The sequence below is a fragment of the Bradyrhizobium sp. USDA 4516 genome (assembly GCF_054055915.1).
In genome coordinates this window covers 2,780,352-2,803,466 of record NZ_JBSRXT010000001.1, presented here as the reverse complement: position 1 = coordinate 2,803,466, position 23,115 = coordinate 2,780,352, and the positions used below count along the sequence as shown (strand labels likewise).

The 23,115-nt window shown below is 65.4% G+C and carries 22 protein-coding genes; 12 read left to right on the top strand and 10 right to left on the bottom strand.

Annotation, left to right across the window (positions count from 1 at the left end; all coding sequences use genetic code 11):
* Nucleotides 1-5: 5 nt before the first annotated feature.
* From ACVI1L_RS12850 to ACVI1L_RS12840, 3 genes are all read right to left on the bottom strand, one after another.
* A complete protein-coding gene (locus tag ACVI1L_RS12850) occupies nucleotides 6-938 on the bottom strand; it encodes an N-acetylmuramoyl-L-alanine amidase family protein (RefSeq protein WP_076835004.1) in 933 nt (310 codons plus the stop codon).
* 375 nt (nucleotides 939-1,313) lie between these two features.
* Nucleotides 1,314-2,876: an alkaline phosphatase D family protein gene (locus ACVI1L_RS12845; protein WP_456783044.1), complete on the bottom strand. Its 1,563-nt coding sequence runs from the start codon at nucleotides 2,874-2,876 to the stop codon at nucleotides 1,314-1,316.
* Between the two features lie 181 nt (nucleotides 2,877-3,057).
* On the bottom strand, nucleotides 3,058-4,461 hold the full coding sequence (locus ACVI1L_RS12840) for a TAXI family TRAP transporter solute-binding subunit (RefSeq protein ID WP_456783043.1): 1,404 nt from the start codon (nucleotides 4,459-4,461) through the stop codon (nucleotides 3,058-3,060).
* 212 nt (nucleotides 4,462-4,673) lie between these two features.
* Here ACVI1L_RS12840 and ACVI1L_RS12835 point away from each other — a divergent pair, with 212 nt between their 5' ends.
* Both ACVI1L_RS12835 and ACVI1L_RS12830 read left to right on the top strand, forming a co-directional pair.
* The gene (locus ACVI1L_RS12835) at nucleotides 4,674-4,979 is read left to right on the top strand and encodes a 4a-hydroxytetrahydrobiopterin dehydratase (RefSeq protein ID WP_168858057.1); all 306 of its coding nucleotides are present in this window, start codon (nucleotides 4,674-4,676) and stop codon (nucleotides 4,977-4,979) included.
* A 91-nt stretch (nucleotides 4,980-5,070) separates the two neighbouring features.
* On the top strand, nucleotides 5,071-5,448 hold the full coding sequence (locus tag ACVI1L_RS12830) for a YkvA family protein (RefSeq protein WP_057021296.1): 378 nt from the start codon (nucleotides 5,071-5,073) through the stop codon (nucleotides 5,446-5,448).
* Between the two features lie 219 nt (nucleotides 5,449-5,667).
* Here ACVI1L_RS12830 and ACVI1L_RS12825 read toward each other — a convergent pair whose 3' ends face one another.
* Together ACVI1L_RS12825 and ACVI1L_RS12820 are read right to left on the bottom strand one after the other, a co-directional pair.
* The gene (locus ACVI1L_RS12825; protein ID WP_076824982.1) at nucleotides 5,668-6,504 is read right to left on the bottom strand and encodes an IS5 family transposase; all 837 of its coding nucleotides are present in this window, start codon (nucleotides 6,502-6,504) and stop codon (nucleotides 5,668-5,670) included.
* Nucleotides 6,505-6,738: 234 nt separating this feature from the next.
* Entirely contained in the window at nucleotides 6,739-7,719 is a 981-nt protein-coding gene (locus tag ACVI1L_RS12820; protein WP_456783042.1) for an NADPH:quinone oxidoreductase family protein, read from the bottom strand.
* Nucleotides 7,720-7,824: 105 nt separating this feature from the next.
* Here ACVI1L_RS12820 and ACVI1L_RS12815 point away from each other — a divergent pair, with 105 nt between their 5' ends.
* The 7 genes from ACVI1L_RS12815 (at nucleotide 7,825) to argG (ending at nucleotide 13,924) form a co-directional block, all read left to right on the top strand.
* Nucleotides 7,825-8,661: an SDR family oxidoreductase gene (locus ACVI1L_RS12815; protein WP_057021294.1), complete on the top strand. Its 837-nt coding sequence runs from the start codon at nucleotides 7,825-7,827 to the stop codon at nucleotides 8,659-8,661.
* A gap of 154 nt (nucleotides 8,662-8,815) precedes the next feature.
* Nucleotides 8,816-9,409 carry an invasion associated locus B family protein gene (locus tag ACVI1L_RS12810; protein ID WP_057021355.1) on the top strand — a complete coding sequence of 198 codons (594 nt, stop codon included), beginning with the start codon at nucleotides 8,816-8,818 and terminating at the stop codon, nucleotides 9,407-9,409.
* Between the two features lie 125 nt (nucleotides 9,410-9,534).
* Nucleotides 9,535-10,749 (top strand): 23S rRNA (adenine(2503)-C(2))-methyltransferase RlmN, encoded by a 1,215-nt coding sequence (rlmN, locus tag ACVI1L_RS12805; protein ID WP_057021293.1) that lies wholly within the window; start codon nucleotides 9,535-9,537, stop codon nucleotides 10,747-10,749.
* 119 nt (nucleotides 10,750-10,868) lie between these two features.
* Entirely contained in the window at nucleotides 10,869-11,354 is a 486-nt protein-coding gene (locus tag ACVI1L_RS12800) for a hypothetical protein (RefSeq protein ID WP_225163123.1), read from the top strand.
* A 19-nt stretch (nucleotides 11,355-11,373) separates the two neighbouring features.
* The gene (locus ACVI1L_RS12795) at nucleotides 11,374-11,676 is read left to right on the top strand and encodes a hypothetical protein (protein WP_156436599.1); all 303 of its coding nucleotides are present in this window, start codon (nucleotides 11,374-11,376) and stop codon (nucleotides 11,674-11,676) included.
* 37 nt (nucleotides 11,677-11,713) lie between these two features.
* Nucleotides 11,714-12,496, top strand: a complete 783-nt coding sequence (locus ACVI1L_RS12790) for a phosphatase PAP2 family protein (RefSeq protein ID WP_057021290.1) — start codon at nucleotides 11,714-11,716, stop codon at nucleotides 12,494-12,496.
* Between the two features lie 90 nt (nucleotides 12,497-12,586).
* The gene (gene argG, locus ACVI1L_RS12785) at nucleotides 12,587-13,924 is read left to right on the top strand and encodes an argininosuccinate synthase (RefSeq protein ID WP_057021289.1); all 1,338 of its coding nucleotides are present in this window, start codon (nucleotides 12,587-12,589) and stop codon (nucleotides 13,922-13,924) included.
* A 164-nt stretch (nucleotides 13,925-14,088) separates the two neighbouring features.
* On the opposite strand, the gene ACVI1L_RS12780 is transcribed toward argG, so the two are convergent.
* Complete coding sequence (locus tag ACVI1L_RS12780; RefSeq protein ID WP_076834698.1) at nucleotides 14,089-14,676, bottom strand: TetR/AcrR family transcriptional regulator; 588 nt, start codon at nucleotides 14,674-14,676, stop codon at nucleotides 14,089-14,091.
* Nucleotides 14,677-14,772: 96 nt separating this feature from the next.
* On the opposite strand from ACVI1L_RS12780, the gene ACVI1L_RS12775 reads away from it, so the two are divergent.
* Nucleotides 14,773-15,138, top strand: coding sequence for a nuclear transport factor 2 family protein (locus ACVI1L_RS12775; RefSeq protein WP_456783041.1), 366 nt, complete (start codon nucleotides 14,773-14,775; stop codon nucleotides 15,136-15,138).
* 111 nt (nucleotides 15,139-15,249) lie between these two features.
* Nucleotides 15,250-17,007, top strand: coding sequence for an alkaline phosphatase (locus ACVI1L_RS12770; protein ID WP_456783040.1), 1,758 nt, complete (start codon nucleotides 15,250-15,252; stop codon nucleotides 17,005-17,007).
* Between the two features lie 298 nt (nucleotides 17,008-17,305).
* Here the strand turns inward: ACVI1L_RS12770 and ACVI1L_RS12765 are convergent, their stop codons facing one another.
* The 3 genes from ACVI1L_RS12765 to ACVI1L_RS12755 all read right to left on the bottom strand — a co-directional run bounded on the left by ACVI1L_RS12765 (nucleotide 17,306) and on the right by ACVI1L_RS12755 (nucleotide 20,586).
* On the bottom strand, nucleotides 17,306-19,630 hold the full coding sequence (locus ACVI1L_RS12765) for an OmpA family protein (RefSeq protein WP_456783039.1): 2,325 nt from the start codon (nucleotides 19,628-19,630) through the stop codon (nucleotides 17,306-17,308).
* A 187-nt stretch (nucleotides 19,631-19,817) separates the two neighbouring features.
* Nucleotides 19,818-20,093 carry a hypothetical protein gene (locus ACVI1L_RS12760; RefSeq protein WP_076834722.1) on the bottom strand — a complete coding sequence of 92 codons (276 nt, stop codon included), beginning with the start codon at nucleotides 20,091-20,093 and terminating at the stop codon, nucleotides 19,818-19,820.
* Between the two features lie 106 nt (nucleotides 20,094-20,199).
* Nucleotides 20,200-20,586, bottom strand: coding sequence for a VOC family protein (locus ACVI1L_RS12755; RefSeq protein ID WP_057021286.1), 387 nt, complete (start codon nucleotides 20,584-20,586; stop codon nucleotides 20,200-20,202).
* Between the two features lie 234 nt (nucleotides 20,587-20,820).
* Here ACVI1L_RS12755 and ACVI1L_RS12750 point away from each other — a divergent pair, with 234 nt between their 5' ends.
* Nucleotides 20,821-21,849: an IS110 family RNA-guided transposase gene (locus ACVI1L_RS12750; RefSeq protein ID WP_456783038.1), complete on the top strand. Its 1,029-nt coding sequence runs from the start codon at nucleotides 20,821-20,823 to the stop codon at nucleotides 21,847-21,849.
* Between the two features lie 357 nt (nucleotides 21,850-22,206).
* Here ACVI1L_RS12750 and ACVI1L_RS12745 read toward each other — a convergent pair whose 3' ends face one another.
* A complete protein-coding gene (locus tag ACVI1L_RS12745; protein ID WP_156436303.1) occupies nucleotides 22,207-23,064 on the bottom strand; it encodes an FkbM family methyltransferase in 858 nt (285 codons plus the stop codon).
* Nucleotides 23,065-23,115: the final 51 nt, after the last annotated feature.

The window sequence follows — 23,115 nt, the reverse complement described above, 5'->3', positions numbered from 1 at the left end:
GGCCGTCAGGGTGGACCGAGCAGCGCCCATCGCGGCTCGCAGAATTCCTTCACGGCGGAAGCAACGCTGCTGCTGATGAGGTTTTGGCGCTCGGGCGAGTCCATCTCGCGTTCCTCGTCCCGGTTGATGATCGAGCCCGCCTCCAGCAGGATCGCGGGCATCGCGGTCTTTCTCAGCACGATGAGTTCATCATTGCTGTAGACGCCGGTATCCTTGTTCAGCAACGGGTGCTGGTAACGACCCATGATGGCCTGGCTGTATTGCTCGGCATAATGCAGGCCCTGGGCCTTCATTTCCCCGGCGACCAGTTCGGCGAACCGGAGGCTGGTCTTGAAGTCCGGATTGTCCCGGGAGACGAACACGGAGTAGCCGCTGAAGCGGTCGCTGAAGTGGCTTTTCTTGCCCTCGAACTCCCAGTCCTCGAGCATCTTGTTGGGCACGGAGTCATGGTGGATCGACATCAGCAGATCCGCGTGCAGATTGTTGGCGGCGGCGACCCGCTTGAAGAGGCTCGGTCTCGCTTTGCCTTCGGTCAGCAGCAGCCTGGTTTCGGTAAAGCCTTCGGCCTTCAACCTCTCCTCGATCAGCCGCGCAAGGCGCAGGTTGAAGGTGAACTCGGCGACATTCCGCGCGCTGATCGCGCCTTCCGATTGCGCGGTATGTCCGACATCCAGCACGATCCGGAACGTCGCGGGATCGCATTTGGCAGCGGCCGGCTTGAGAGCCGAAAGCGGCAGGGTGACTGGCCCAAGGGCGGCCAGCCGCATGGCGCGGTGCCTGGGCGGAGCGCGGTGCCTTGCCAATTTGGCAGCCCTTGTCGCCTTCGCGCGCTTCGGCGACTTGGCATGCTTGGGTGAGCTCCTGAAGAGATCGGGCAGCCAGCCGGCATCGCTGACTTCGATCGGCAGCAGCGCGAACACTGCGATCGCGACGACCAACAAGCGGCGAGGCCGAAACCTCGCAACGCTACCACTGAGCACGCGAAAGAATTCGCAGCGCCTCATGCTCCGCCCCTCCGGGCCCCCAGCATAACGGCTCTGACATCGGTACCGGAAGATGCCGGGGAGGTCCATCCCCGGCAATCGCGTTGCCTCGCCTTGGCGGCAAGGCCGTCAAGACCAAGAGTCCGGTTCCGTCGTGGCTGTGACCGAACTAGTGTCCCGAATCCGAAGTTCGCATCATTTGCCGCACCTTCGGAGCGAACTTCGGATTCGATAAGGACACTAGCAAGCTTATGATTCTAGTGTGCTTTATGAATGCGAAGTTCGTGAAAGTGGCAGCCGCGAAATCGCACGAACTTCGCATTCAGCACACTAGACCGGCTTCGGGTCGAGCGTGATCGCCCACAGCTCGGCGTCGACGCGGTCGCGCAGGCTTACCGTCATCTGCCCGCTCTTGCCGTCGATCTTGACGTGGCCGAAGAACTGCATGCCGGCCGACGGCGGCAGGTTCTGGTTGCCTTCGCCCGGCGCCTTGATGAACTTCACCTCGGGGCCGAAGGTGTTGTCGAGCTCGTTCGGACCGAACGTGCCGGCATGCAGCGGGCCGGAGACGAATTCCCAGAACGGATCGAACTCCTGGAACTGGGCCTTGTTCGGGTTGTAGTAGTGCGCGGCGGCGTAATGCACGTCGGCGGTCAGCCACACCGTGTTGACGATTCCCGCGGTCTTGATGAAACGCAGGATGTCGGCGATTTCGAGCTCGCGGCCGCGCGCCGGGCCATCGACCTGCGCAAAGGCTTCCGAGCCCTTCTTGTTGGCGGCATCGTCATAGACGATCAGCGAGAGCGGCATGTCGGAGGCGATCACCTTCCAGGTGGCGCGCGAGTTGAGCAGCGCGCGCTTCAGCCAGGCCATCTGGTCCGGGCCGATGAAATAGGCGTCGGGGCCGTACTGCTCCTGCAGGTTCGGGCCGTTGGGGCCGCGATAGCTGCGCTCATCGAGCATGAAGACGTCGAGATGCGGACCGTAGCTCAGCGTGCGATAGACGCGGCCCGGCTCGACGATGCTCTCGCGCATCGGATACATCTCGTGGAAGGCCTTTGCCGCGCGCGCCGCGAGCACGGTGATGTCGCGCTCCTTGTAGGCCGCCGGCAGCTGTTTCGACAGCGACCAATTGTTGGTCACCTCGTGATCGTCCCACTGCACGAAGATCGGCACCTCGGCATTGAAGGCGCGGACGTTGTTGTCGAGGAAGTTATACTTGTGGGCGGCCCGGTATTCGTCGAGCGTCTCGGCCACCTTCGCCTTCTCGGGTATAGTGACGTTCTTCCAGATCTTGCCGTCGGGAAGCTTCACCTCGGACGGGATCACGCCGTCGGCGTAGATCGTGTCGCCGGAGTGCAGAAGGAAATCCGGAGCGTGCTTCTTCATCGCGGCGAAGGTGATCATGCCGCCGTCGTCGGGATTGATGCCCCAGCCCTGGCCGGCGACATCGCCGCCCCACACGAAGAAGACGTCGCGGCGGTCGCTCGGCGCGGTGCGGAAGCGTCCGACCACCGGCTCGCCGACGATGTCGATATGGGCGAGGTCGCGGAAGCGGACGCGGTAGAAGATGTCCTGGCCGGAGGGCAGGTTCTCCAGCAGCATCTTGGCGGTGAAGTCGCTCTCGGGCAGCGCCGTGATCGGCGGCAGTGTATGGGCGTCCTTGAACGATTCAGTGGTCGCGACCTCGACCATCATCTGCGCCGGCCGGTCCGCACGCGCCCACACCACGCCGCCGTCGACGCCGACATCGCCGGACTGCACGCCATGGGTGATCACGGGACGGTCGGCGGCGCGCGACAGATAGGGCATCGCAATCACGCCGGCGCCGGCCGCAGCCGCCGTGGAGAGAAAGCGTCGGCGGGTGAGATTTCGCGAGAACCGGATCGTCATGGGGAGCCTCCTCAGGTCACAGCGACAATGCGCCGCAGGCGCGCCAAGACCTAGAAAAATTCCATGACGGAGAGATTACAGCGGCGGGAGTGCGGGACGTAAGGGAAGCGCATCTGTCAGGCTCCCTCTCCCGAGTGCGGGGGAGGCAAGGGGGATTTGCGGATAAAGATTGGCGGCGCCCCTACGCCGTGCCCGCCGCCCTGAACTGTGTCGCAGCCCGTTGCAAATTCTGCGGCATGCTGAACAACAGCGCCTTGCGGTCGGCGACGGCGTTATGAAGCTGCTCGAGCGCGATGTTGAACGCGGTCAGCGTGCCTTCCTCGATCGCGCCGTGCTCGAAGCAGTCCAGCGTGTGGCGCAGGATGTCGTCGGCCTCCGCCTGCATCTGGTCGAGTTCCTCGATCGAATCGCTGTGCCGCGCGGCTTTCAGCATCTCCAGCAGGCGTTCGCGCTGCGAGGTGTTGGTGTTGCGCTCGTCCTGCTTGAGATAGCCGGCGAACCACGCACCGGCCGAGCCCATCGCCGAGAACGCCATCAGACTCCACCAGATGTAGTCGCTGTAGCGGTCGAGGAAGGTTTTTTCCTCGCCGTCGACAAACGCGGCGGCGCCCGGATGCACCGGAATGGTGGCATCCTTGTCGGTGTCCGGCGTCTCGATCTTGGCGGCGAGCGGGAAATCGGTCTTGAGCGACTGCCGGATCGCGAACAATTGCCGCGTGAATGCCGCGACCGTCGAGTCCGACAGGCCCTTCCGCGCAACGATGTGGTGCGAGAAGCTGATCGTCTTCACCTCATCATCGGGCCGGTCAGCGGAGCCGAGCGAGCCGGCGGGGATTTCCGCGGCCTCATAGGCCGGATGGTTCTGCGCGATCGCCTCGGAGGCGTCGATCGCAAGGAAGCTGGGCTCGCCGCCGTCGCGGACCGACGCCGTGATCGCATCGATCGTGATCTTGCTGTTGGCCGGGCCGACGGCGAGATAGGCGTCGGCCTTGAGGTTCTTGATCGCTTCCGCCGCCTCATTGGCCGGGAATTGAACGATCTCGACCTTCATCGGGTCGACGCCGTATTGCGTCAGGATCAGCTTCAGCAGATTGACATTGGCCGGGGTGCGGCCGACGACGCCGATCTTGCGGCCGGCAAGCTGCGCGATCTTGGTGATCCGCGCGGATTTCCGAACCTTGCCCTTGGCGGGCGGAACCCACATCACCACGACATTCTTGCGCAGGGTCGCGACCGCCTGGGCATTCTTTGGCACCTCGAGATCGCCGCGGATGATGGCGAGATCGGCCTTGCTGTCGGCCAGCGTCTGGGCGCTGGCAGTGGCGCCCTCGGTCTGCACCGGCCTCAGCTTGACCTGGGTGTTCTGCTGGTTGTTGAAGGCCTGCGCCAGCGCCTGCACGACCTTGACGTCATCGCTGTTGGCAGGACCGACCGCGATCCGCAGCGTCACCGGACGCACGGCGAAATAATAGCCGGCCAGCAACGTGCCGATGATGGCCAGCGCGCCCGCGATCAAAACGAACATCAGCCGCCGCTTTGCCGAACGCAGCGGCTTGGGCGACATGCTGGCGGAGCCGTCTGTCATCGATCTCGCAAACAATCGTCGGGGCTCAATCTCGCAAAACTACCAACGCGCAAACATCCTCTATGTGTAGCAAATTACTGAACGGACAGATGTTACAACTCCGTCATGGTTACCAGCGGCGATAGGACGCGATTTCGGCCTTAATTTGGGCGTGGATCCCATCCCGGAGGCCGGTTGTTAGGCTAAAGTCGGCGTCAAACGGGAGGGTTACCATGGTCGAACGGCTGTCAGCGGAAGCAAAGAAGGCCGCCCTTTGGGAACTGGCCGGCTGGTCGGAGATGTCCGGTCGCGAGGCGATCGCCAAGACTTTCGTGTTCAAGGACTTCAACGAGGCCTTCGGGTTCATGGCCCGCGCCGCCCTGGTCGCCGAGAAGAGCGACCATCACCCCGAGTGGAAAAACGTCTACAAGACCGTCGAGGTGGTGCTGTCGACCCACGATGTCGGCGGGGTGACCAAGCGCGATATCGACCTCGCCAAGGCCATGAACGCGATCGCAAGGCAGCTTGGGGTCAATTGACTCCGGCGCGTGGAACCTTGCGCGGGTCCGCCGATGTCCCCAGATTCGCATCGTCCGCCGCCGAACTGGCGCGGCGTCGAGGAACCTTGCGATGACATCGAGCGAACCCGGCGTGGGATTTGGGCCTGCCGATCGGCTGGCGCAGGACCCCGAAAGCGTGCGCCGCCGTTTCTGGATCAAGTTCAAGAAGGTGGTGGCGAGCCTGCCCTTCGCGGAGGACCTGCTGGCCGCCTATTACTGCGCCTTTGACCGGCAGACGCCGCGCCATGTCCAGGCGGCGCTGCTCGGGGCAATCGCCTATTTCATCCTGCCGTTCGATTTCGTGCCCGACATGCTGCCGATCCTCGGCTTCACCGATGACGCCGCAGTGCTCGCAACTGCGCTCCGCATGGTGGCAAGCCACATCACGCCGGAGCATCGCGATGCCGCCCGCGCCGCGCTGAAGCGCGGGGTGCCTGAAGAGGAGTGAGATCTGCCTTCTCCTTCCCCCTGAAAGGGGGAAGGTCGGGAAGGGGGTCAGCCACAGGCGACGCTGCAAGCCGGCAGATTTGATCCCCACCCACTTTGCTCTCGCGAGCAAAGCGACCTCCTCTTTTCAAGGGAAGGTTATGATGCATCCCGGATTTCGCTGCGCTCCATCCGGGCTACGAAACTTTCGATCCGTCATCCTGAGAGTCTGACTCATAAATCACCCAACCTTAGCTGCAGCCGCGAGTCTGCGGGTCAGGAGCCTGATGTGTGCAATCAGCAGCCAGGCAGCTTCGGTTGCCACCGTCGCCTCGAAGTCCTTGGCGAGGCGGCGGCATCTGCCGAACCAAGCGAATGTGCGTTCAACCACCCACCGCCTCGGCAGAAGCTGGAAGCCTTTGACGCCTTGAGGCCGCTCGACGATCTCGACAGTCCATGGACCGCAGTCTGAGAGCGCGTCGAGGAGTTGATTTCCGCGGTAGATCCGGTCGGCAAAGACGTGGCGCAGCCGGGGGAAGTTCATCCGCACGTTCTTCAGCAGCGGTACGGCGCCATGGCAGTCCTGAACGTTGGCCGGATGAACATGAACCCCAAGGAGGAGGCCATTGGTATCCGTCACGATATGCCGCTTGCGGCCGTAGATGCGCTTGCCTGCATCGTAGCCGCGCGGTCCGCCAGCTTGCGTGGTTGGCGCACTTTGACTGTCGATCACGGCTGCCGTCGGCTTCGGTGTCCGTCCAAGCTTTTTTCGCGCCCGTCGGACAAGCACGCTGACAATCCTCTGCCACCGGCCTGTATCCCGCCATCTATAAAAATAGCCCTGCACCGTCGAATAGGGCGGGAACTCCTGCGGCAACGCCCGCCACTGGCAGCCGGTCGAAACGATATAGAGGATCGCTTCGATCACACGACGCAGCTCCGTCTTACGCGGCCGGCCGCGCCGGTTCGCTCGCGGCAACAGGCGTCTGATCACCGCCCACTCCGCATCGGTCATATCGCTTGCATAACGCAGATCGTCCCGCCGATATTGCTCCCGAGTGATCTTGGTCCAGGGCATCGTGCTCTCCCTCGAATCTTTGCAAATCCGATGGAATCACACCCCACTGAGATCACTCACCCATTTTTCAGTCAGGCTCTGAGGAGCGCGAAGCGCGTCTCGAAGGATGTACGGCCACCAGCGGGGCCGTCGACCCTTCGAGACGCGCGCAAGAGCGCGCTCCTCAGGGTGACGGAGACGGTAGGGAGTGCCATGGTAGTCCGTTCGGCTCCTTCCGGGCTGCGCAATCTCGGTTCAGCTTCCCGGGTGCAGGATCACCTTGCCCATCGCCTTGCGGCCGGCGAGCACCTTCAGGGCTTCTGATGTCTGCGACAGCGGGAAGGTGCGGTCGACATGCGAGGAGATCTTCCCTTCCGCGGTCCACTGCACGAGCTTCTCGAGGTTCTTGCGGTTCTTGTCCGGATTCTGCCGCGCCCAGGCGCCCCAGAACACGCCGCGGATATCGCAGCCCTTCAGCAGTGCGAGGTTGAGCGGGATCTTCGGAATCTCGCCGGCGGCAAAGCCGATGACCAGGAAGCGGCCTTCCCACGCGGTCGAGCGCAACGCGGCTTCGGCATAGGCGCCGCCGACCGGATCGAACACGATGTCGGCGCCCTTGCCGTTGGTCAGCTTGCGCAGGCCCTCTTTGAGATCTTCCTTCGCATAGTTCAGCGTCAGCTCGGCGCCGTGTTGCTTGGCGAATGCCAGCTTCTCGTCCGACGAGGCGCAGGCAATCACCTTCAACCCCATCAGTTTGCCGAGCTCGCACGCAGCAAGGCCGGTGCCACCGGCGGCCCCCAGCACCGCGAGCGTCTCGCCCGGCTTCGGGTTCGCGCGATCTTCCAGCGCATGCAGCGCGGTGCCGTAGATGATGATGATGCCGGCGGCGCGGTCGTAGTCGAGATTGTCGGGAATCTTCACGATCGAATTCGCCGGCAGCGCGATCTTGTCGCGCGCGCCGTTGTGGCCGCAGGACGCGACGACGCGATCGCCGACCTTCAGGTCAGTGACGCCGGCGCCGACGCTTTCGATCACGCCGGCAACTTCGGCAGCCGGCGAGAACGGGAACGGCGGCTTGATCTGGTACTTGCCCTGGATCATCAGGATGTCGAAGAAATTCAGCGCCGCCGCCTTGATCGCGATCACGGCTTCGCCGGGAGCCGCCACCGGATCGGGCACATCAGCCAGCACGAGATCGTCAGGTTGACAGTATTGCGAGCAGAGGATGGCTTTCATGGACACACCTGAGTTTCGGACGCAGAAAGAGCTGCAAGATCTTGGACTACAAGCTTCATGCCGGATTTGCGGCGGAGCGACAATACAAAGCGGAGGGATCAAACTATGTTTGAAAAAGGCCTGCTAGCAAAAAAGCGCATCCTGATCACCGGCGGCGGCTCCGGCCTTGGTGCTGCGATGGGCTACCGCTTCGCCGAACTCGGCGCCGAATTGATCATCTGCGGGCGGCGCGAGGGGCTGCTGGAGGAAACCGCAGCAAAATTCCGTAGCGAGCTCGACGCCAAGGTTTCCATCGCGCGCTGCGATATCCGCGACGGCGCAGCGGTCGAAGCGATGATGGATCAGGTCTGGCAGGACGCGCCGATCGACGTGCTCGTCAACAATGCTGCCGCAACCTTTATTGCGCAGAGCGAACATTTGTCGTTCCGTGCGGCGGACGCGATCCTCGCGCCGACACTGCATGGCACGATGTACTGCACGCTCGCCGCCGGCCGCCGCTGGATCGACGGCAAGCACAAGGGCGTGGTGCTCTCGATCCTGTCGACCTCGACCATCACCGGCCGCGCGTTCACGGTGCCGTCCGCGATGGCGAAGACCGCCGTGCTGGCGATGACCAAGAGCCTGGCGGTGGAGTGGGGCCCGAAGGGCATCCGCACCGTCGCGATCGCGCCCGGCGCGTTCCCGACCGCAGGCGCGACCGGACAGTTGCGCCCCGAAGGGCGCGGCGAGAGCTGGGCGCATCGCAATCCGCTCGGCCGCGCCGGCGAGCATTCGGAGCTCGCCAATCTCGCGACCTTTCTGATCTCGGATCAGGCCGGCTACATCAACGGCGAGATGGTGGTGCAGGATGGCGGCTCGCACTTACGCAGTTCCGGTGCCGAGGACCTGCTGCAATGGACCGATGCGCAGTGGGAGAAGCAGCGCGCTGCGCGCGCCAAGTGATAACGCGTCGCGATTACGCGCCCGACGGTGAGCGGCGTTCGCCTTTCGGCCTAACTGCCTTCCCAAAAAAGCGTTTCCCGGTTATCCATCCGAGCCGGCGGAGGGGAATCGCCGGGCCATCTTGCAGTCACAATGATGGGGGAACCAGTTGGCCGTGCGGCAGATTCTGACATCACTGGTTGCTTGTATCCTGGGCGGGTTCATCACCCTCGCGCCGGCGCAGGCCGCGCCCAAGAAGGATACGGCCAAGGAAGCAGCCAAGCCGGCGCCTTCGGCCGCGGCGGCTGCGGCCGGCGGCGCGGAGCCGACGCTGATCGGCCAATTCGGGACCTGGGGCGCGTACACGGCATCGCCCAACGGCAAGAAGGTGTGCTTTGCGCTCGCCAAGCCGTCGTCGTCGAAGACCAATCCGGCGAACCGGCCGCGCGATCCGGCCTATGCCTTCATCTCCACCCGTCCGGCGGAGAAGGTCGTCAACGAAGTCTCGATCATGATCGGCTACACGGTGAAGCCGGGCTCCGAATCGACGCTTCAGGTCGGCGGCGGGACCTATGCGATGTACACGCAGGGCGACGGCCTCTGGATCAAGAATGCGGCCGAGGAGGAGCGGATGGTGGAATCCATGCGCAAATCGGCCGAACTGACGGTAAAAGCCGTCTCGGCCAAGGGCACCGAGACGACAGACACCTTCTCGCTGAAGGGCCTGGCGCAGGCGCTCGACCGGCTCGGGCAGGACTGCCGGCGCTAGAGCATGATCCGGAAAAGTGTGAAGCGGTTTTCCGGAAAGATCATGCTCTGAAAATCGACTTAAGGCCTGAAATCGAGGTATTCGGTGGCTTTCCAGCACCGGCTGGAAGGCCTATTTGAGGTTTCATGACCGACACCGTGACCACCCATGCCGTCTCCGGCGCCAGCGCGCTGGTCGAGAAGGTTCCGCTCGAGACCTACGTGCCGCCGGCCAAGCCGTCGCTGATCGGGCTGTCGCGCGCCGAGATCGCCGATCGCCTAGGCGAGATCGGGGTGCAGGCCGGCCAGCGCAAGATGCGCACCCAGCAGCTCTGGAACTGGATGTATTTCCGCGGCGCCAAGAGCTTTGCCGAGATGACCAACGTCTCGAAGGACATGCGCGCCGAGCTCGAGAAGCATTTTACCGTCGATCGTCCCGAGGTGGTCGCCGAGCAGATCTCCAACGACGGCACCCGCAAATGGCTGCTGCGGCTGCCGAGCGGCGACAAGGTCGAGCGGCCGCACGAGGTCGAGTGCGTCTACATCCCCGAGACCGATCGTGGCACGCTGTGCGTTTCCTCGCAGGTCGGCTGCACGCTGAACTGCGCGTTCTGCCACACCGGCACGCAGCGGCTGGTGCGCAACCTCACGGCCGGCGAGATCGTCGGCCAGGTGATGGTGGCGCGCGACCGGCTGAATGACTGGGCCGACCGCGAGGACGGCACGCGCCGCGTCACCAACATCGTGATGATGGGGATGGGCGAGCCGCTCTACAATTTCGACGCGGTGCGCGATGCGCTGCTGATCGTCGCCGACAATGAAGGCATCGGCATTTCGCGCCGGCGCATCACGCTGTCGACCTCGGGCGTGGTGCCGAACATCCAGCGCACCGGTGACGAGATCGGCGTGATGCTCGCGATCTCCTTGCATGCGGTGCGCGACGAGCTGCGCAACGAGCTGGTGCCGCTGAACCGCAAATATCCGATCAAGGAATTGCTGCAAGCCTGCCGCGATTATCCCGGCGCCTCCAACGCCCGGCGCATCACCTTCGAATATGTGATGCTCAAGGGGGTCAACGATTCGCTCGATGACGCCAAGCTCCTGGTGAAGCTGCTCAAGGGCATTCCGGCGAAGATCAACCTGATCCCGTTCAATCCGTGGCCGGGCACTGCCTACGAATGCTCGGACTGGGAGCAGATCGAAAAATTCTCCGAATACATCTTCAACGCCGGCTATTCCTCGCCGGTGCGCACGCCGCGCGGCCGCGACATCCTCGCCGCCTGCGGCCAGCTCAAGTCGGAGACCGAAAAGCTCTCGGCCCGCGAGCGCCAGGCGCTGCGCGCGATGGCGATGACGGATTGAGTGTGACGCCCTCCATGCAATCCGTCATTGCGAGGAGCGAAGCGACGAAGCAATCCATGCCTCGGCGAGCTGCGAGATGGATTGCTTCGCTCCGCTCGCAATGACGGGGAGGTCGTAGCATGGCCCTGATCGGCCGCCTGTTCGTCGTCGCCTTCGGCTTCCTGATGGCCTGCTTCGTGGCAGGGATCATCGTGGTCGTCGCGGTGCTGTATCCCGAGATCAGCGATTTCGGCGGGCAGATCGACCAGAGCGCGATCAACGTTGTGCTCGGCTTCGGGTTCATCTTTATCTCAGGCTTTGCGCTGCTGCCGGCGTTGATCGTGGTGCTGATCACCGAGGCGTTCTTCATCCGGAGCGTGCTGGCCTATGCCGTCGGCGGCGCGATCGTCGGCGCGGCGTGCTATCTCGGCCTGGTTCCGTTCGATCCCGACATGATGCAATTCCATGGCATCGTGCGCCGGCACATGGAGATCATGACCGGGGCCGGCATCGTCGCGGGCCTGGTCTACTGGCTGATCGCCGGCCGCACCGCCGGCGCCTGGCGCGAGCCGGCGCGACCGTTGCCGCCGCCCCCGCCATTGCCGTCGCAATCGCAGCGGCCGTGACCTCGTCCAGAGTGCCAACATGGATTCGAACCAGAGAGCCGCATCCGCAATCTTGGGAAGCGTGATAAGCGCGCAGTCGGGCAAATTGTCACTTCCCGAGCTTGAACGAGATATCCTCGCTCAATTGCCGGCGATCGACTCAACCTTGCCCAGAGCGACCCGGGAACTTCTGGATGGACTAGTATTGAGCGTTTTTCAGGCGCAGACGAAAAATGGTGCTGCAGCGCTCAATACTCCGCGGCAGTTTAACTACGACGAAAATGAAGGTGTCGATCACCTGTTTGATCAAGCGGCAAATGCCCTTCGGGCTTACTTGAAATGATTGCGTCGCCTCATCCGCCTCGGCTAAACCGCGCGCCATGAACCGGACCGGACTTTTCATTGCGCTGGCGCTGGCGCTCATCATCGGCATCCTGTTCGGGATCTATCCCGAGCTCGACCTGAAGCTGGCAGCGCTGTTCTACGATGTGGCGCAGAAAACCTTCCCGCTGAAGCTCGACGCGGTGGCGTCGTTTGCGCGCGATGCGGCGATGTGGATCGCCTGGGCGCTGGTGCTGCCGGCGATCGTGACCATCGTCTGGAAATTCATCCGGCCGGACCGGCCGATGCTGATGTCCGGCCGCGCCGCGGTGTTCCTGCTCACCACGATGCTGCTCTCGGCCGGCGTGCTCACCAACCTTACCTTCAAGAATTATTGGGGCCGGCCGCGGCCGGTGTTCGTGACGCAGTTCGGCGGCGACCTGCAATTCATGCCGTGGTGGGACCCGCGCGGCGGCTGCCCGCGCAACTGCTCGTTCTTCTCCGGCGAGGGCGCCACCGCGTTCTGGACCTATGCACCGGCGGCGCTGACACCGCCCGCGTGGCGGCCGCTGGCCTTTGCCGGGGCCACCGTGTTCGGCATCGTCACCAGCGGGCTTCGCATGGCCTTTGGCGGCCATTTTTTCACCGATGTGGCGATCGCGGGCCTGGTGTCGTTCTTCACGGTCTGGCTGTTCTACGCGCTGATCTACCGCTGGGCAGCGACCCGGCTGACCGACGCCCAGGTCGATGCCGCGCTGACGCGCCTTGCGATGCCCGGCTACCGGTGGATGCAGCGCTGGCGCCGGGGCGGCAAGGCGGCGTCCAGCCAGCCCGAGGCCTGATTTGGGCCTGATTAAAGGCGTGCTCAGCCTTCGGAAATTTGATATCGCCACCCCGGAAACATCATTGATTTCGACCGATTGGACCGTCCCATGAGTACGATTCTGAAAAGCCTGCCCACTGGCGAAAAAGTCGGCATCGCGTTCTCGGGCGGGCTCGACACGTCGGCGGCGCTGCTCTGGATGAAGCTGAAAGGCGCCAAGGTCTTCGCCTATACCGCCAATCTCGGCCAGCCCGACGAGGCCGACTACGACGCGATCCCGCGCAAGGCGATGGATTTCGGCGCCGAGAAGGCCCGCCTCGTCGATTGCCGCACCCAGCTGGTCCATGAGGGCATCGCCGCGATCCAGTCCGGCGCGTTCCACATCTCGACCGGCGGCATCACCTATTTCAACACCACGCCGCTCGGCCGCGCGGTGACCGGCACGATGCTGGTCGCGGCGATGCAGGAGGACGGCGTCAACATCTGGGGCGACGGCTCGACCTTCAAGGGCAACGACATCGAGCGCTTCTATCGCTACGGCCTGCTGACCAACCCGAGCCTGCGCATCTACAAGCCCTGGCTCGACCAGCAGTTCATCGACGAGCTCGGCGGCCGCGCCGAGATGTCGGCGTTCATGACCGCGCAAGGCTTCGCCTACAAGATGAGCGCGGAGAAGGCCTATTCGACCGACAGCAATCTGCTCGGCGCGACGCATGAGGCCAAGGATCTCGAGAGCCTTGCGAGCGGCATCACCATCGTCAACCCGATCATGGGCGTGCCGTTCTGGCGCGCCGATTGCGACGTCAAGGCCGAGAAGGTCGTGGTGCGGTTCGAGGAGGGGCAGCCGGTCGCGCTGAACGGCAAGACGTTTGCCGATCCGGTCGCGCTGTTCCTCGAGGCCAATGCGATCGGCGGCCGCCACGGCCTCGGCATGAGCGACCAGATCGAGAATCGCATCATCGAAGCGAAGAGCCGCGGCATCTATGAGGCGCCGGGCATGGCGCTCTTGCACATCGCCTATGAGCGTCTCGTCACCGGCATCCATAATGAAGATACGATCGAGCAGTACCGCATCAGCGGCATGCGGCTCGGCCGCCTGCTCTATCAGGGCCGCTGGTTCGATTCGCAGGCCTTGATGCTGCGCGAGACCGCGCAGCGCTGGGTGGCACGTGCCGTCACCGGCGAGGTGACGCTCGAGCTGCGCCGCGGCAACGACTACTCGATATCAAACACCGAGAGCCCGAACCTCACCTACGCGCCGGAGCGGCTCAGCATGGAGAAGGTCGAGGACGCCGCCTTCACGCCGGCCGACCGCATCGGCCAGCTGACGATGCGCAACCTCGACATTGCTGACACCCGCGCCAAGCTCGGCCTGTACAACAAGACTGGCCTCATCTCGAGCGGCGAAGGCTCGCAGATCTTCCAGCTCGAGAACGACAAGGACTGAGGCGGCACCCTCTCGCCTTGTCGTCCCGGGCAAGCGAAGCGCGACCCGGGACCCATAACCACCGGCCATGGTTATGAAGCACGCTGGTGCTCCAGCGCTTCCACGACTCCTCCCTGTGGTTGGGTCCCGGCCTTCGCCGGGACGACGTGGGGAGAGAGGCCTGCCTACTTCACCCTGAGCGCATCCAGCAGCGAGCGGAACGCGCGCGCGTAATCGGTGCCGGTCTTGCCGATATCCGGCCCCGCGGAGACCGCAACCGCGGCTTCCGTCACCGCGCCGAGCAGCAGCCGCGCCAGGGGCTCGATCGGCTGCTTGGCGATCACGCCGGCATCCATCGCGGCGGCCAGCGCGCGCGGAAACTTGCCGCCGAAATGCTTGGCGTCGATCTCGCGCCAGCGTTCCCAGCCGAGCACGGCGGGGCCGTCGCGCAAGATGATCTGGCCGGTCGGGCCTTTCGAACACGCCGCGAAATAGCCCTGCGTGCCCGCCGCCATCGCCGCCAGCGGATCGTTCTCGGCGCGCGAGATGCGGTCGAGATCGGCAACAAGGTCGATCGACACCTGCTCGAACACCGCCTCGAACACCGCCTCCTTGGTCGCGAAGTGATGATAGACCGCGCCCTTGGCGACACGCGCGCCGGCGGCGATGTCGTCCATCGTCGCAGCGGCGAAGCCGCGCTCGCCAAAAATGCGCCGCGCCGCCTTGACGATGGCGGCTCTGGTTTTCTCGCGCCGTTCGGCCTGGGTTGCCATGGCGCATCTCTAGCCCAGTTCCAGACGCAAGCCAATTGACTTACCGACTACTAGTCGATAAATACCGACTGTAAGTCGGTAAATGGAGAATGCCCGATGCCCTCGCTTAGGACGTTGCAAGCCTTCGCTGACACGGTCGAGTCCAACGACCATGTCGGCGCGATCAGGAACTTCTATTCAGTCGATGCCCGCACCCAGGAGAATGACGGCGAGTGGCGGGTCGGCCGCGAGGCGCTGGCGGCGCGCGAGGCGGCGGTGCTGGCGGCGGTCGCCGGCGTCAAGACCACGCGGCTCGGGCCGCTCCTGCTCGACGGCGATCATTCGGCGATCTGCTGGCGCTTCGAATTCACCGGCAAGGACGGCAAGGTCCGCAGCATGGAGGAGGTCGCCTGGCAGATCTGGCGCGACGAGGAGCTGGTCGAAGAGCGCTTCTTCTACGATCCGCAGCAGATGGCGCGCTGAAATCGCGCCGGCCCTTGCGGCAATACGCCCCGGCGCGCCTCATTGCGCCGTCATCCGCCGCAACTAGCCTCCGCTCCGATGCGCATGATGCGCGAGAGCGGAGCATCGATCATGATCAAGCAAGTTGCCGGTATGGCCGTCACGCTGGCGTTGTCGGCAGCGCCGGCGTTCGCCCAGACGATCTATCCGATCGATCGCGCCGATATCCTCGTCGGCGCCAAATTCGACTTCAAGGTCGAGCTTCCGGAATTGGTCGATCAAGCAAAGCTCAAGGTCACGCTGAACGGCGCGGACTATGCCGCGGTGTTCGGCCAGGGCGGCACATTCACCGCGCACGAGGCCGGCCGGGAGCAGTCGGCGCTGTTGCTGCGCGATGTCTCGCTCGTCAAGCCCGGGCAGGTCGCCGTCGAAGTCAGTGACGGCACGCAGAGCCGGACCGTGACCTGGACCGTCTACGACACCGGGGCACGCAAGGCCAGGAACGTGATCCTGTTCATCGGCGACGGGATGTCGCCGTCGCATCGCGTCGCCGCGCGAATCCTCTCCAAGGGAATCGCGGAGGGCAAGAGCCGCGGCAAGCTCGCGATCGACGACATGCCGCATATGGCGCTGGTCGCGACCGCCGGCTCGGACTCGATCATCACCGATTCGGCGAATGCCGCGAGCGCCTACGCCACCGGTCACAAGGCCGCGGTCAATGCGCTCGGCGTCTACGCCGATCGCACGCCCGATCCGCTCGACGATCCCAGGGTCGAGACCATCGCGAGCCTCGCCAAGCGCCGGGCGGGCCTCGCGGTCGGCATCGTCACCAACACCGAGGTCGAGGACGCGACGCCGGCGGCGATGGTTGCGCATACCCGCCGCCGCGCCGCCTATGACGCGATCGTCGCGCAATATTTTGACGCGAAGCCCGACGTGCTGATGGGCGGCGGCTCCGCGAACTTCCTGCCGCAATCCGCGTCCGGATCGAAACGCAAGGACGATGTCGACTATCTCGCGCGCTTCCGCGACGCCGGCTATCCGGTAGCGATGACCGCAGGCGAACTCGCCACGCTCGCGGCCAAACCGGACACCCGCCAACTGCTCGGCCTGTTCGCCGCCGGCAACATGGACGGCGCGCTTGACCGCAAATTCCTCAAGGGAGGCGGCGTCAGGAAATTCCCCGAACAGCCGGACCTGACCGAGCAGGTCCAGGCCGCGCTCACGGTGCTGTCGAAGCACGAGGCCGGTTTCTTCCTGATGGTCGAGTCCGGCCTGATCGACAAATACGCCCATCTGCTCGACATGGAGCGCGCGGTCCACGACACCATCATGCTCGACAACGCGGTGCGGCTCGCAAAGGACTGGGCGAAAGCGCGCAACGACGACACGCTGATCCTGGTCGTGGCCGACCACAACCATCCGAACAGCCTGGTCGGCACCATCAATGACGACATGGCGGCGACACCCAACGTGCCGCTGCGCGAGCGCGTCGGCGTCTACGAGAAAGCCGGGTTTCCGAATTATCCGGCGCCGGACGCCGAAGGTTATCCGTCAAGGGTCGATGTCAGCCGGCGCCTTGCGATCTTCTCGGCCAGCCTGCCGGATCACTACGAGACGTTCCGCCCGAAGCTCGACGATCCGAACGAGCCGACCGTGAGGGGCGACCAGCCCGACACGTTCAAGGCCAATGACAGGTACAAGGATGTCCCCGGCGTTGTGCTGCGGTTCGGCAATCTGCCGGCGATGATCGGCGCCAGCGTGCATTCCGGCGAGGATGTCATCCTCACCGCGACCGGACCGGGCAGCGAGCGCGTCCATGGCTCGATGGACAACACTGAGGTGTTCCGCGTGATGGTCGAGGCGCTGGGACTGGGTGCGGGCAAGTAACGCATGATGAGATTGAGACGAGGCATGCCCGCTGTACCCCTCCCGCTTGCGGGGGTCGAGATGAGCAAAGTTTGCTGTTGGAGGGTTGGTGTGAGCGGCGAGGCTTCTCCGACCTCTCCTTGAAAAGGGGAGGTCGCTTTGCTCGCGAGAGCAAAGCGGGTGGGGATCTGCTCTCTCCGTAGACACCGTCACCTGCGGCTGACCCCCATCCCGACCTTCCCCCTTTCAGGGGGAAGGAGAACAAACAAAAATGGCCGGGATCGCTCCCGGCCATTTCGTATCGTGATGTCGCGCCGGCTCAGCGCGGCGGCGCGGCCGAGGCGGTGCCGCCGTTGAGCAGCGGGGTGATGCGGCGGACGGTGACGCGCCGGTTGATGCGGCTCGGTCCGTCGGTCTGCTCCTTCGGATATTGAGAGCCATAGCCCTGCGAGGTCAGGTTCTCAGCCGGCACACCGAACTGCTGCGTCAAGAGCTCGGCGGCGGATTGCGCGCGGCGGTCGGACAGCGACAGATTGTCGGTGTCGTTGCCGGTCGCATCCGTGTGGCCCTCGATCAGGAACACCTCGCGCGGATTGCGCTGGATGGCCCGGTTGAGGCCGTCGGCGATCACTTGCAGCCTCGCCGCCTGGTCCGGTGGGATGGTCCACGATCCGGAGTCGAAGTTGATCGTGTTGACGTCGATGCTCGGCATCTGCATGCGGATATTAGGGCTGTAGCGGATCTCGTCCAGCGAGTAGCGCCGTTCGATCCGCTGCACCGGCGGTGCCTCCATGGTCTCGTAGATCACGTCGGGCGACGCGTCCTGCGCGTCGACGATGTAGCGATCGTAGGGAATGTTGACCACCGGCGGTGGCGCGTCGACATAGAAGCCGCCGACCGCCCGCGGATCGCGATAGCTGTTGTCGATGATGACGACCTCGCGTCCGCCAGTATCCCTGCGGATCCGGCGCAACATCTGGCCGTCGGAGCCGACCACCGTGATGATCTCGCTGCCGTCGGGACGAACCACCACGGTGCGGGTTTCGCCGCCGACCGTTTCGGTGCGGATGTCGCGCGCGCCATAGCGGAAGCGATAGACGTCGTCGCCGCGCACATAGGCCTGCCCACCCGGATCGCGGATGATGACCCGGTCCGGCTCGGTGTAGATGGTGCGGCCGCCTTCGACCACCTCCTGCCGCTGGCTGTGCAGGTCGGCGATGCTGCCGCCGATGATGGCGCCGGCGACCACGCCGGCGCCGACCGCGGCGCCGATCGCGAGCGGCTTGATGTTGTCATGCCGCGGCGGCGGCGGCAGCGGTGCTGCGACGGCAGGCGCGGCCCGGAAGGCGGGCGCAACCGTCGGCGGGGCGTATTGCGCGCGGCCGGGCGGCGGCGTTGCGGCGGCCGAGCCGGGGACGACCGACGGTGCCGGCGCGCCCATGGCTGCTCCCTGGGCCGGCGAGACGCCGGGCGCGACGCCGGGACGTGCTGCCGGCTGACCCGGAGCCGGGGTTGCGCCAGGCGCGCCCATTGCCGCGCCCGGGGTCGCCGGCGTTCCGGGCGGTGTCGCCGGACGTCCCTGCTGACCTGGCGTCGGCGTCGCGCCGGGTGCCGGAGGCGTCGCGGCAGGCGGGGTGCCTGGCCGTGCGGGCTGTGCGCCGGCTGCCGGAGGTGTCGGCGTCGGTGTCGCACCGGGAGCTGTCGCGGCGGGCGGCGTGCCCGGTCGTGCCCCTGCTGCCGGAGGGGTTGTCGTTGCCGAAGGCGCGGGCGTTGACGTCGCCGCGGGCGGCGTGCCCGGCGGTTGCTTGGCGCCGCCAGGACGTTCACCGCGTTCGCCACCCGGACGATCGCCAGGGCGGCGTTCGGCCGGCGCCGTTGTCGGAGCGCCGGGCGTTGCGGGCGTCGGTGTCGGCGTTGCCGCTGTGGGCGGGGTGCCGGGGCGTGCTGCCGGCGCGGCATTCGGCGTGGCGCCGGGGGTTGGCGTCGGAGGCGTGTGCGCGGGCCCTGCGCCGGGTGGCGGCGTGCCCGGTCGCTGCGGTGCTGCGGCCGGCGGCGGTGGGGTCGGCGTCGGATGTGCGGGGGCAGCCGCCGGCGGTGGCGGGGTTGGCTTCGCAGGCGCTGCTGCGGGCGGCTCCGGCCGTGCCGGTGCCGGCGATGGCTTCGCGGGTGCGGCCGCGGGCGGCGGCGGTGTGGGATGTGCGGGAGCAGCCGACGGCGGAGGTGTCGTCGGGCGCGCCGCAGGCGGCTCGGGCCGTGCGGGAGCCGGCGGCGGTGCCGGATGCGGTGCGGCTGCCGGAGGCGGCGTCGGCTTTGCCGGTGCAGCTGCGGGCGGCTCGGGCCGGGCAGGTGCTGGAGGCGGGGTCGGCTTCGCGGGTGCTGCGGCCGGCGGAGCGGGATGCGCGGGTGCCGCGGCGGGAGGTGGCGCCTGCGGATGCGGTGCTGCGGCCGGCGGTGCGGGACGTGCGGGAGCACCCGGCGCACCCGGCGCCGGCCGCGCCTTCGGCTTTCCGTCAGGTCCGGTTTCTTCCTTCTGCTGCGCCTGTGCGACGACAAGAGGCGAAGTTTGGGCGTGCGACGCCGAGGTGGCGAATTGCATCACCGTCAGCGCAGTCGTGGCAAGCAGCACGAGACGAAGCTTTGTCATTGTCTAGGAGTCCCCGGCGGAAAGTCTGGGCAGGAAAGCAAAGTGAGAACCGAACAATTCGGCAGGACGATGAACCGCCAGCCGTTAGGCCGGATTGTGGCGAGCCACGAATCATCGGCGAAGTTTATTTCGACATTATAACGGGTTGCATGTGTGGTTGTTCACCGTGCGTTCAGAAGAAACGCGCCTACACATTTGCAATCGACGTGGAACTTGGGCGCAAGGGCGACTCACCGGCGGCGAGTCGATCTGTCGCAGGCGGCGGGCCGGACGGTCCAGGCGGTCCGCGCACCGGTGATTCGTCAGGTGTCTTGCCGGGCAACTCGTCCGGTCGCGGCGGCTCGCCGGGTTCGCGCACCGGCTCCGGAATCTCGGGGCGCGGACTGCCGGGCGGAATTCCCGGCGGCGGTTCGCTCGGTGTGCCCGGCGTCGTCGGCGGAATCTCGGGAGGCTCGATCGGCATCATATCGAGGCCCCGCGGCTGCCGCCGCCAGATCGCGTCGCGCGCATTGATCGCTCCATCGAAGTTCGAAGCGACAACGGATCGCGCGCCGCGGCGTTCCGATGTTTCACCCGGGCGTGTGGCAGACCGCCTCGATATTGTGGCCGTCGGGATCGAGGACGAATGCGCCGTAATAGTTCGGGTGGTAATGCGCACGGATGCCGGGCGCGCCGTTGTCACGGCCGCCGGCCGCCATCGCGGCCTTGTAGAAGGCGTCGACGGTAGCGCGGTCCCTGGCCGTGATGGCGATATGCACCGGCTTGTTCATTGCGCCTTCGCCGCCGATCCAGAAGTCCGGCTTGCCGTCGGCGCCGAAGCCCGCGGCGGGCGCGTGCCCGGTCACCTCCGCGGGCACTTCCATGATCAGGCCGTAGCCGAGCGGCGCCAGCGCCGTCTGGTAGAAAGCCTTCGCGCGTTGATAGTCGGAGACGGAAAAGCCGATATGGTCGATCATCGCGAGCCTCCCTTGTTGTGTGACGCTACAGACTCGTTGCACCTCCTCCGCAAGCGGGAGAGGGAGCAGATCTCAGAAGCGTAGATGGGGTAACGGGCCGGCCGCCCGCTCGCTACGGCGCAATTTGGAAGCGCGCTCGCGAGCGGCCTGTTGGTTGGAAGGCGGTCGTCCCTCAAACTGATGGTGTTCAACGGAGTCGGGCAAGCCCGCTCCAAGCATCATTAAGGGACGACCATGTACCACTATGCAGGAATTGACGTGTCTTTGGAATGCTCGAGCGTTTGCCTTGTCGATGGGACAGGCAAGATTTTGCGCGAGACGAAGGTTGCGAGCGAGCCGGCGGCGCTGATCGCCTGGTTCCGGTCGCTGGGTCTGGTACTGGAACGGATCGGGCTGGAGGCAGGCCCCTTGTCGCAATGGCTGTATGCGGGTCTGCGAGACGCAGGGCTTGCGGTCGAGCTGCTGGAAACGCGGCACGTTCGCGAAGCCTTCAAGTCGATGCCGGTGAAGACGGACCGCAACGATGCCCGCCGGATCGCGCAGTTGATGCGGCTCGGCTGGTTCCGGCCGGTGCACTGCAAGTCGGTCGCGGCGCAGGAGACCCGCGCCATCCTGACGGTGCGCAAGCTGCTGCAATCCAAGCTTCGCGATGTCGAGAACAGCCTGCGCGGCATACTTCGCGGTTTTGGCCTGAAGGTCGGTGCGACCACCGAGCGCACGTTCGCCGGGCGCATCCGCGAGCTCGTGACCGGCCATCCCGGACTGGAGTTGGTCGCGGCGGCGCTGCTCCAAGCCCATGCGGTGCTGCTGCGGGAGTTCAAGAGCCTGGACAAGCACACCCAGAAGCTCGCCAGGACGCATCCATCCGCCAAGCTCCTGATGACAACGCCGTCCGTTGGTCCGATCGTGGCGCTCACCTATGCCGCGGCGATCGACGACCCGAAGCGCTTCCGCTCCTCGAAGGCCACGGGAGCCCACTTTGGGCTCACCCCGAAGAAGTACCAGTCCGGTGAGACCGACTACACCGGCCGCATCAGCAAGATCGGGGATGCCTCCGTGCGCGAGGCACTCTACCAGGCAGCTCACGTCATGCTGACCAAGCCGGTCAAGAATTGCTCGGCATTGAAGAGCTGGGCGATGCGGATCGCCCGGCGCGCAGGCATGCGCAAGGCCAAGGTAGCGCTGGCTCGCAAGCTCGCCGTGATCCTGCATCGCATGCTCGCCGACACCAAACCGTTCAACCCGATGACCAAGGCCATCTAGCCAGGAGCAGCAATCGGTTCCGGGCGGGCCACGACACCAGGCTCTCCCCGAGCGAAGTCCCTCCGCTGGGACGATGGATCCGGTCAGGCCGCCATCCGGGAAGTGGCTCACGACCACGCAATCCGTAGATTGGCCGGCCGGCTCCTCAATGCACCCCATCAGGCGACGGCCTTCGCGCCGATCCCGTACAGAAGCAAGTGCCCGGCGAGTGGATGACGCGAAAAGGGATTGACTAACCAAGGCCCGTTACAGAAGCCCGGATGAAGCGAAGCGCAATCCGGGGCTGCTCTAGCCGCGGATGGTCTGGTCCCGGATTTCGCTGCGCTTCATCCGGGCAACCTCAGCCGCGGCCAGGTCTCAACTCCGCACCAGCAGCGTGTTGCTCCGCGTCCGGCCGTGCTCGACGTAACCGCGCGCATGCATGTCCGCAATGCAGTCGTCGGTCCATTCGTCCTTCGACAGATGCTCGATCACCACCGCGCGCGGCCACAGTGCCTGGGGCGCGTCGCGGAAGAAGCCGATCAGCACGCGGTCCTCGAAACCCTCGACGTCGATCTTGAGCGCATCGACCTTGCTCGCGCCGGCCTCGTCGAGGATGCGTTGCAGCCGCAGCGAGGGCACCTTGAACGCCTTGCCCGTCGGCGTGCCGGTGACGATGTGGCTGGCGCCGAGATTGTCGCCGTCGGTCTCGATCATCAGTTCGCCATCGGTCGGGCCGGCGGCCGCCGCAACCAGGCGCACCTGCGGAAAGCCGGAGGCCTGGGTGTTGAATTTGAGCCGCGCATGCGTCACCGGATGCGGCTCGATCGCGATCACCTTGCCGCCGGGCCCGACATCGTGCGCCAGCGCCAGCGCATAGGTGCCGACATTGGCGCCGAGATCGACGAAGGTGCCATCCGCGCCGACATGCGCCCGCAGGAAGGCGAGTTCTTCAAGGTTGTAATCGGGATTGAACAGCGCGCCGCGCTCGGTCGCGCTTTGCTGATGATAAAAGCGGAACGATGCGCCCTGATAGGTCACGTCCAGCGGCCCCGCGCCGAACAGATTGACCAGTTTCGACAGCCAGGGCCGGAACGCGCCGCGCTTCAATCCTGAGCCATGAGCCAGGCGGATGATGGCGGCCTGCGCCGCATTGGGCGCGAAGGCGCCGAACGGCGCCGGCGATATGTCGTTGCTCGGGATCACGCATGGCCTCGTCGAAAGCGCGGCATGCATAGCCGGTTTTGCCGGCAGCGCCAACGCCCGTTACGCCGCCCTGCCCGCTGC

Coding starts and splice junctions, on each gene's coding strand:
- ACVI1L_RS12830 (WP_057021296.1), top strand. CDS start 5,071: ATGACATCGAGCGAACCCGGCGTGGGATTTGGGCCTGCCGATCGGCTG.
- ACVI1L_RS12775 (WP_456783041.1), top strand. CDS start 14,773: ATGCCCTCGCTTAGGACGTTGCAAGCCTTCGCTGACACGGTCGAGTCC.
- ACVI1L_RS12835 (WP_168858057.1), top strand. CDS start 4,674: ATGGTCGAACGGCTGTCAGCGGAAGCAAAGAAGGCCGCCCTTTGGGAA.
- ACVI1L_RS12845 (WP_456783044.1), bottom strand. CDS start 2,876: ATGACGATCCGGTTCTCGCGAAATCTCACCCGCCGACGCTTTCTCTCC.
- ACVI1L_RS12745 (WP_156436303.1), bottom strand. CDS start 23,064: ATGCATGCCGCGCTTTCGACGAGGCCATGCGTGATCCCGAGCAACGAC.
- ACVI1L_RS12825 (WP_076824982.1), bottom strand. CDS start 6,504: ATGCCCTGGACCAAGATCACTCGGGAGCAATATCGGCGGGACGATCTG.
- ACVI1L_RS12815 (WP_057021294.1), top strand. CDS start 7,825: ATGTTTGAAAAAGGCCTGCTAGCAAAAAAGCGCATCCTGATCACCGGC.
- ACVI1L_RS12795 (WP_156436599.1), top strand. CDS start 11,374: ATGGATTCGAACCAGAGAGCCGCATCCGCAATCTTGGGAAGCGTGATA.
- ACVI1L_RS12820 (WP_456783042.1), bottom strand. CDS start 7,719: ATGAAAGCCATCCTCTGCTCGCAATACTGTCAACCTGACGATCTCGTG.
- ACVI1L_RS12750 (WP_456783038.1), top strand. CDS start 20,821: ATGTACCACTATGCAGGAATTGACGTGTCTTTGGAATGCTCGAGCGTT.
- ACVI1L_RS12755 (WP_057021286.1), bottom strand. CDS start 20,586: ATGATCGACCATATCGGCTTTTCCGTCTCCGACTATCAACGCGCGAAG.
- rlmN (WP_057021293.1), top strand. CDS start 9,535: ATGACCGACACCGTGACCACCCATGCCGTCTCCGGCGCCAGCGCGCTG.
- ACVI1L_RS12760 (WP_076834722.1), bottom strand. CDS start 20,093: ATGCCGATCGAGCCTCCCGAGATTCCGCCGACGACGCCGGGCACACCG.
- ACVI1L_RS12800 (WP_225163123.1), top strand. CDS start 10,869: ATGGCCCTGATCGGCCGCCTGTTCGTCGTCGCCTTCGGCTTCCTGATG.
- ACVI1L_RS12770 (WP_456783040.1), top strand. CDS start 15,250: ATGATCAAGCAAGTTGCCGGTATGGCCGTCACGCTGGCGTTGTCGGCA.
- ACVI1L_RS12780 (WP_076834698.1), bottom strand. CDS start 14,676: ATGGCAACCCAGGCCGAACGGCGCGAGAAAACCAGAGCCGCCATCGTC.
- ACVI1L_RS12840 (WP_456783043.1), bottom strand. CDS start 4,461: ATGACAGACGGCTCCGCCAGCATGTCGCCCAAGCCGCTGCGTTCGGCA.
- argG (WP_057021289.1), top strand. CDS start 12,587: ATGAGTACGATTCTGAAAAGCCTGCCCACTGGCGAAAAAGTCGGCATC.
- ACVI1L_RS12790 (WP_057021290.1), top strand. CDS start 11,714: ATGAACCGGACCGGACTTTTCATTGCGCTGGCGCTGGCGCTCATCATC.
- ACVI1L_RS12765 (WP_456783039.1), bottom strand. CDS start 19,630: ATGACAAAGCTTCGTCTCGTGCTGCTTGCCACGACTGCGCTGACGGTG.